This window comes from Bacillus sp. AF62 (genome assembly GCF_050312695.1).
GTDB classification, from domain to species: Bacteria; Bacillota; Bacilli; order Bacillales; family Bacillaceae_G; genus Bacillus_A; species Bacillus_A cereus.
On sequence record NZ_JBNPJZ010000114.1, the window covers coordinates 42,128 to 50,008 of the forward strand.

Sequence of the window (7,881 nt, forward strand, 5' to 3'; positions counted from 1 at the left end):
TCTTTTCAATATTCATCCATATCTTTGTTATAATGGAAAAGTTGTTTCTTTCAACTAATAAACAAGGAGGTTATTATGGAACAATTTTACTACGTTTTAAAATATTTAATTCTCGGTCTGTTCCAAGGACTAACAGAACCAATTCCGATTTCTTCAAGTGGTCATCTCGTTTTAGCACAACATTTGCTAGGACTAAAAATAGAAGGGTTTAGCTTCGAACTACTTGTTAATTCAGCTTCATTATTAGCTGTATTACTTATTTATAGAAATGATTTAATTCGTCTAACGAAGAATGGTCTCTCTTATATATTTACAAGAGCAGAAGACGCAAAATCAGATTTCTTCTTTATTATTTATCTTGTTATTGCAACCATTCCAGCAGGTGTTATTGGTGTTTTATTTAAAGATTACATCGATCAGTACTTAAAAGGTGTGAAGATGGTTGGGATTTCCCTTCTTATTACTGCTGTCGGCCTTTGGATTATTAGAAATTTACGCGGTCGTAAAAATGATGGCGACCTTTCTATGAAAGATGCAATCATCGTCGGATTAGCACAAGCTTGCGCACTGATTCCCGGAATAAGCCGATCTGGTGCCACAATCGTAGCAGCAATGTTACTTGGTATGAAGCAAGAAACAGCTCTTCGCTTTTCATTCTTACTATACATTCCTGTTAGCTTAGGTGGCTTATTGTTAAGCATTACAGACATTGCAAATGATCCAAATCTAGACACATTATTCGTGCCATATGTTGTTGCATTCATCGCAACATTTATCATGACGTATATTTCACTAAAATGGTTTATGAACATTATGGCAAAAGGAAATTTAAAATATTTCTCTTTCTATTGTATTATCGTAGGTGTACTTACTCTTATTTTCTTATAAAATGAAACTTACAAATTGAAAGCGAGTCATTCTATTACACTAGATGACTCGCTTTTTTATACCTTTATTAAGTTAAAATCTATCATTTACTTTGAATTTTCTGAATAGTATAATATTATTTAAGTTCACTATTATAGTAAAGCTATCTTTCCTACTATTATCGTAAAAGAGGTGTTTATATGTTTATTGTTACTAAACTCATTCATATTAAGTACGGATATGAATGTGAGCTTCTTTATGGGCTTAAACAATATTATCCTTCTCCCGGAACGAACGGTTGTATTAACATAGAGTTTTCACATGTTCATCGTACAAATGATAAGACAGAATATATGATTCGTATGTTATGGAAAACACAACAAGATTACCATACATGGCTTTCTCAAAGAGAAAGCCATGTAACTTTGAAGCGCAAAATACAAGGCTATATCCTTTCTTCCAAATCAAATGCTAGCTATGTACATTAACCCTCCTCTTTTTATTCCTTACGAGGGGCAAAATGATAAAGTGAAACTTTAATCAGCTCTCATCAATCGGGCTGTTCACAAATAACGAGATAAGGCCCCTCTTACTTTTCATACTGTAAGAGGGCTTCTCTTATGCATACACTTTCTTCTCTTGACAATACAAACGAATAACATGTTTATTTTGTTGAAATACATCATGCGTCAGACGAATAATAATAAAGTTTCTTTTTGTTTGATCATCATGAACAAAAATCTGTTCTCCCTCCTGAAAACGCCATGCACTTTCAAAAGTCGTAATATGATCCCCACTTACAGAAAAAAGTTCATATCGCATCTCTTGTACCCTCTCTCAACTTACATAATCATAATATCCTCATATTAAATTTATTATAACTTAATTCCTATAAAATTAGTAATTATTTCTATTTCGAAAGATTTTAACTTTGTATTTAAATATTTTTAGCGCTATAATGATAAACGAATTTTTATTGAAAGGAGTTTTACTTTGACTGCATATTTATTTCCAGTGAAAACAGCGTTTATTTTATTTCCCTTTTTAGCAATGTTTCTTTTAATCCCTTTTTTAATATTTAATTATCGAAAATACGGTTATTTAAATAAATGGCGCTCATTTATTTTATACTCATTATTACTTTACTTATTAAATGCCTATTTTCTTGTTATTTTGCCGTTACCACAAACGTTTGATACTTGTAGCCTACAACCGGCTAATACACAACACATGCAACTCTCACCATTTTATTTCATACAAGAGATTAGTAGTCATACATCGGCAGTTTTAACGAAACCAGCTACTTATTTCTACTTATTAAAAGAGTCTGCGTTTTTACAAGTTGCATTTAATGTTCTATTAACTGTTCCATTCGGTATTTACTTACGTTATTATTTCCGACGTAGTTTCTTACAAACAATTTGCATTTCCTTTTTCCTTTCACTATTTTTCGAGCTAACACAAGTGACTGGATTATACGGTATATACAATTGTGCATACCGATTATTTGATATCGATGATTTGTTTTTAAATACATTAGGTGGCGTAATTGGTTTTATCATTGCACCAATATTTACGTACTTCCTTCCGAAGACAAATGAGTTAGATAGTCATATTGATTTGGAAACGAAACCAGTCGGATTCATTCGTCGCCTTATCGCGATGCAAATTGATTGGATTTTCTTATCTATCGTTGTACCTGTCGTTAAAAACAAAGGAAATTCTTTCTTCGTTTCTAATATGCAATCTTACACCAATATGTATGAACTCATTTTCATTACGTGTTCAATCCTTATTTACTTTATTATTATTCCATACTTTACGAATGGAAAAACAATTGGGAAAGCATTGCTTCGCATTCACCTGAAAGGAAAATCAGATCGTATTACATTAAAAGAACTATTTATTCGCTACGGTATATTTTATTTTGCGTTAGGCGGAATCAATTACATTCTTTCTAGTAGCTCTATGTTAAATCATACAGAGCCTTTAGTATTACTCGTTACATTGTTATTCCTATTTATCATTAACGGCCTATTTATTATTCATGTTTTACTGCATGTATTTAGCCGTGATAAACTACTTTTTTATGAACATATTAGTCATACAAGAAATGCAATTACACTAAAAAAAGCTGACAAATAATTATTTGTCAGCTTTTTTATATACATAATGTGAAACTTTAATCAGTGGGGGTCTTACTGCCCGGCAAATAGCGGGATAAATAATTTTTCTGCATAAGGATTAAAAAACATTCCAAGTTCATCTAGAGACTTCCTCGCCTGTAAAAACGAATGAAACTCTGGATATATATCTTGTAATTGCTCATACGATAATGTATGCATTTTCCCCCAATGCGGACGCCCTTCATACTTTAGAAAAATTTTTTCCACTTCGCCAAAGTAAGCAGCATATTTCATACCTTTATACATATGAACAGCGATATACGCTGAATCTCTTCCATAGGCTGGACTAAGCCATATATCATCACCTTTCACATAGCGGCATTCGATCGGGAAGTGCACCTTATACTTTTTCTTTTCAATAATATTTGAGATTTCTTCTACCACAGTCCTCATATACTTTGAAGGAATGCTATACTCCATTTCATAAAATGGTACCGTACGTGATGTAGCAAATACTTCATAGCTCGGGCCAATTATTTTTGTGTTTGGTACAGCCTTAGCTGATAATCGACTCACTCCTTTACTTATAGAAGGAAACCATTTACACCCTTTAGATAGTAAAGAGAACATCCTATTTTCAAGTAACTCCACCTTTAGTTTATGCCATTTCAAATCACTGCCTTGATTCGTTGTTTCGTTCGTAAGTTTTACTTGTACTTCATCAGAATAAGGAAAAACGAAAAATTCAAAGTGACGATGCTTCTTATACTCTTCTAGTTTGTTCATTACAGTAGATAATGACTGTTTTTCACTTTTATAAACGAGTGAATACGCTGGAATAACCTTCAATTTTATCTTTACAATGATACCTAACATTCCAAGTGACAACTGAAACGCTCTCCAATATTCTACGTTCTCAGCTTCCGAACAAACTATACTCTCACCATTAGATAAAACTGCCGTAATCTCTATAACTTGTGTTGATAAGCTCCCAAAGGTAATACCCGTTCCATGAGTCCCCGTACTAATCGCTCCTGCAATAGATTGCGAATCAATATCCCCTAAATTTTCTTGCGCATAACCTTTTTCCTCAAGTAACTTCCCTAAATCATATAACTTTGTTCCTGCCCACACTTCAGCGACCATCTTTTCTTCATCAATATTCACAATGCCCTTCAATTCATCTAAAGAAACTAAAACTTCTTCCGTTTGCACAAGGGGTGTAAACGAGTGTCCTGAACCAACAACACGAATTTTCTGCCCCTTTTTTCGTGCAAGCCCCACTACTTCTACTACATCTTGTATACTTTCTGGATACATCGTATAATGCGGCGTTCCTTCTACATTCCCTGTCCAATTCCTCCACTTTTGTCCCTTTATAGAAAGCATTGGCCATCCCCCCGATATGTTGAATACTCCCCAACAATCTCTCCTTTTTTAACACGATACAAAAAAGGAAAGCGCTCACATAATTTACCAGCCTTACTATGACGAAACAAAATGGACTCTCCTATATCCACTCGTTCCTCGCCGCTATAAAAAATTGGCGTTTGTACCTCGCCAGCACCTTCTAAAGCTAATAGTTTTGCACCCTTCGGTCTCCAAACTTCAGGCTCTTTATCTTTTCCAACTGCTCCTGAAGCAATATATCCACCACCTAGGCAAGTGTAAATAAACGGGACTGGTTTACGCACAACTGGTAAAGCAAATCCGACCGCTGGATGAAATTTCACCTCTTTATAATAATCAAACAGCTTCGGAGAATAAAAAGCAGAACCTATTGTAATCTCTGAAACTGAATTATCTTTCTCAGTTGTTTTTATGCTTCCTGTTCCGCCTCCATTTACAAACCTTAGCTCAATACCAAGTTTTTGTATTGCTTTTACAATATATTCTCTTCTTTCTTTCACTTCTAGCACTGATTTCTGCTTTAAATACGAAATCACTTTACTTTTCAGCCATTGATTCGGTATATGGTCTCCCACCCCAGCAATTTGAGCTTCATAACCCATCACACCATCTAACATTAAATATGATGACCTTCTCACCTTTTCTACTACTTTCAACGCATCCTGCACATTTTTTACTGGGGATCTTTGTACACCAAAATGAAATTGAAAGAAACGACTACTCATATCAATATCCAAACAAACACGAAAACACCCTTTAGATTTCTCAGCAATTTTTTCTAAATACACAATATGCTCTTCACAATCCACCATACAAGTTATAATGAAACCTTTCTTTGTTAGCAAACTAATTTCACACAAAGCTCTTTCATCATAAGCAGGATATCCGAGCAATAAATCATTAAATCCTTGTTCTATTAAAAATAAAACCTCTCTAGGTGAAAAGCACATAATACCTTGAAATCGATCATTTGCAGCTAAAATCTTTTGCATAATCGGAACAGAACGTAACGATTTACTCGCTATACGAATCTTCTTATTTCCACTTAACTCTATAGTCGATTGAATATTTCTATCTAAAGCCACTTCATCCAAAAATGCACACGGTAATGGAACTTCTTTAAAAATTCCTCGATCCACATTTTTCTCTCCTCTTTTCAATATGTCTTATACATATTGGAAAGAAAGTATGATTTTCCTGTTTGCAAATAAAAAAAGTTTCTTCTTTACGAAGAAACTTTTTGAAACTACTTCATAGAAATAGTCGCCTCTACTGGATAATGATCAGAGTAATCATTATACGTATATTTTTGGAACCACGATGTAACAGTCCATTGTGGAGATTTCGGCTGTAACACCTTATTCTCTATATACGATGGGTTCGCATGGTCTTTGCTTGCAATAATATAATCTAAATATTCGGCAGGACTATCAGGGAAATTATATTTTGCAATACTGTTTGTCGTTGCATCCCAAGTCGCTGTATGTCCAGTATAAGATGGTACAGAAGCGTTCAATGTTTTAAACATAGATGCATACTCTGAATCATTATTGTTCTCTGCATTTATCTTATTTACGTTCATATCACCACCAATTAACACATACTCATTATTTGGTATATTTTTATTTTTAATAAAATCTTGAATTTCTTTTAATTGGTTCGTACGTACAGATGCTGGTGAAGTTTTTCCGCACATACTATCCTCAGCCTGCAAATGCGTCCCAATCACGTGAACGAAACGATCATTTTTCTTAATTTTCGTGTATCCAAATCCTTTATTCGATAAATTATCTGGCCCGCATCCTTTTGCAAATACATATTGAATCTTTTCAGCGATTGGCCATTTGCTCACAATCGCAACGCCACCATCTTCAGGAGTTGAAGATGAATAGTTCCCTAACGTTTTATCCCATTTGCTTCCACTACTACGACCTAATACTGCTGTTTGATTTGGATATTCTTTCTTCAAATTGCCTAATAAACGATCTGAGGTACTATTATCAAACACTTCATTTAATATAACAACATCTTGATTCTTTATATAATCTGCCGCCCCGATTAAATCAGCACGCTCGGTTTGTCCCCAGTTTGGATATAAGTTTGTTGATAGCATATATACATTATGCGTCATCACTTTTAATGTATCATTTTGATTTGTAGATGCTTCTGCTTGAGCTGAAGTTCCGCTATATAAAGCTCCTAAACCAACCCCTAAGCTAAGTACACCTTTTAGCAATTTACCTTTCACGTTTCATACCTCCATGTATTGTATAGTCATAAAAAGGCCAAATACTCTATTCTGAGATTTGACCTTTTTCAAATACTTAACGATTTCCGTACGTATCAAACCAAAGCTGAATGTATCCAGCAGTAACACGTTGTGCATCCATTAAACGCTTACCTGTCATTGGTGTAACTTCAGCGCGCCATTTATCTGCATATTCTTGTGATACAGCTGCTCTTACGAACCAATCTTTCGTATTATCATTTACAATGCCAGCGTAATCTTGTTTCGCAACTACTGCCGCTCCATGAATCCAATCTTCTGGATTTGTACCTTTCCAGTTCCAATATCCATTTCCATCCGTTACTTTATAATTATCTTTTATCGTATCTACAAAGTTTTCATATTTAGAATGGAATCCTTGTGGATACGAAAGGTTCGTAAAGTTTGCCGCATGCATCGGTTGGTTTACATCCCCTAAATAATGAAGAGATAATCCTAAATAGAAGAATGCTTGTTTCATATCTTTATTTTTGTAAGACTCACCAGCTAATTTAAAATATTTAGCTCCAGTTTCCTTTGCCTGCTTTGCATACGGAATATAAGTTTTCCCATTGTCAGGGTCATAGAAATGTGAAGCAAATGTGCTATTATCATAATAAGGATTTTCATAGTCAGCAGCATAAATACCGTTCTCTAACTCAGTACGCCATTCATTTAATAGTGCAACTCGATCTTGTTTTACAAGTGTTGTATTACGAGACATAATATCAATTGCACGGTTTACAATCCATAAATGAGAATTCACGCCTTCTTTATGTTTATCTTCAGCAGACCAGCGCGGAATAACTCCAAATCTCTGTCCCCCATCATTTTCATGAGCAAATGCAACACTTTGTAATGGAGCAACTAATGTAATAGCTGCCGCTAAAGCAAGTACTTTCTTTTTCATATAAAATCCTCCATTTTATAATTGAATTATTGTAAACATTTTGTTAGGATCCTATGATGTCGTCCGGTTAACCTATGACTAGAATATCCCACCTTTCACGAAATTTCTATCACTAAATTAAAATATACAAATGTTCATATCATTATAACTTTATACACAGTGAATATAATGAATGAATACACTTTCATTTTAATAAACTATTATTAAGGCTTGTCTAAACTAATGTGAGGGTGTTGCAAAACTCATAAATATCCAAAAATGAATGCATAAAGAAACCCGTTTTCCTGGAAGAATGATAGTAT

General features: G+C 34.2%; 8 protein-coding genes. 3 read left to right on the forward strand and 5 right to left on the reverse strand.

Translation table 11 applies throughout. The annotated features are described in order from the left end of the window. The first annotated feature begins 75 nt into the window (after positions 1–75). Both ACQRBL_RS28110 and ACQRBL_RS28115 read left to right on the forward strand, forming a co-directional pair. On the forward strand, positions 76–888 hold the full coding sequence (locus ACQRBL_RS28110; RefSeq protein WP_000434794.1) for an undecaprenyl-diphosphate phosphatase: 813 nt from the start codon (positions 76–78) through the stop codon (positions 886–888). 179 nt (positions 889–1,067) lie between these two features. After that, on the forward strand, positions 1,068–1,355 hold the full coding sequence (locus tag ACQRBL_RS28115) for an antibiotic biosynthesis monooxygenase (protein WP_097822397.1): 288 nt from the start codon (positions 1,068–1,070) through the stop codon (positions 1,353–1,355). Between the two features lie 130 nt (positions 1,356–1,485). On the opposite strand, the gene ACQRBL_RS28120 is transcribed toward ACQRBL_RS28115, so the two are convergent. After that, positions 1,486–1,689, reverse strand: a complete 204-nt coding sequence (locus tag ACQRBL_RS28120; RefSeq protein WP_001268332.1) for a hypothetical protein — start codon at positions 1,687–1,689, stop codon at positions 1,486–1,488. 171 nt (positions 1,690–1,860) lie between these two features. On the opposite strand from ACQRBL_RS28120, the gene ACQRBL_RS28125 reads away from it, so the two are divergent. Continuing rightward, on the forward strand, positions 1,861–3,012 hold the full coding sequence (locus tag ACQRBL_RS28125; protein WP_000128017.1) for a VanZ family protein: 1,152 nt from the start codon (positions 1,861–1,863) through the stop codon (positions 3,010–3,012). A gap of 53 nt (positions 3,013–3,065) precedes the next feature. Here the strand turns inward: ACQRBL_RS28125 and ACQRBL_RS28130 are convergent, their stop codons facing one another. The 4 genes from ACQRBL_RS28130 to cerA all read right to left on the reverse strand — a co-directional run bounded on the left by ACQRBL_RS28130 (position 3,066) and on the right by cerA (position 7,579). Beyond that, positions 3,066–4,382, reverse strand: a complete 1,317-nt coding sequence (locus tag ACQRBL_RS28130; RefSeq protein ID WP_000948955.1) for a D-arabinono-1,4-lactone oxidase — start codon at positions 4,380–4,382, stop codon at positions 3,066–3,068. Beyond that, positions 4,370–5,542: an amino acid deaminase/aldolase gene (locus ACQRBL_RS28135; RefSeq protein ID WP_411996466.1), complete on the reverse strand. Its 1,173-nt coding sequence runs from the start codon at positions 5,540–5,542 to the stop codon at positions 4,370–4,372. The genes ACQRBL_RS28130 and ACQRBL_RS28135 overlap by 13 nt, the downstream gene beginning before the upstream one ends. A gap of 107 nt (positions 5,543–5,649) precedes the next feature. Continuing rightward, positions 5,650–6,651 carry a sphingomyelinase C gene (sph, locus tag ACQRBL_RS28140; RefSeq protein ID WP_411996467.1) on the reverse strand — a complete coding sequence of 334 codons (1,002 nt, stop codon included), beginning with the start codon at positions 6,649–6,651 and terminating at the stop codon, positions 5,650–5,652. A gap of 76 nt (positions 6,652–6,727) precedes the next feature. Then, positions 6,728–7,579, reverse strand: a complete 852-nt coding sequence (gene cerA, locus ACQRBL_RS28145) for a phospholipase CerA (RefSeq protein WP_000730997.1) — start codon at positions 7,577–7,579, stop codon at positions 6,728–6,730. Positions 7,580–7,881: the final 302 nt, after the last annotated feature.

Coding starts and splice junctions, on each gene's coding strand:
- ACQRBL_RS28110 (WP_000434794.1), top strand. CDS start 76: ATGGAACAATTTTACTACGTTTTAAAATATTTAATTCTCGGTCTGTTC.
- ACQRBL_RS28115 (WP_097822397.1), top strand. CDS start 1,068: ATGTTTATTGTTACTAAACTCATTCATATTAAGTACGGATATGAATGT.
- ACQRBL_RS28120 (WP_001268332.1), bottom strand. CDS start 1,689: ATGCGATATGAACTTTTTTCTGTAAGTGGGGATCATATTACGACTTTT.
- ACQRBL_RS28130 (WP_000948955.1), bottom strand. CDS start 4,382: ATGCTTTCTATAAAGGGACAAAAGTGGAGGAATTGGACAGGGAATGTA.
- cerA (WP_000730997.1), bottom strand. CDS start 7,579: ATGAAAAAGAAAGTACTTGCTTTAGCGGCAGCTATTACATTAGTTGCT.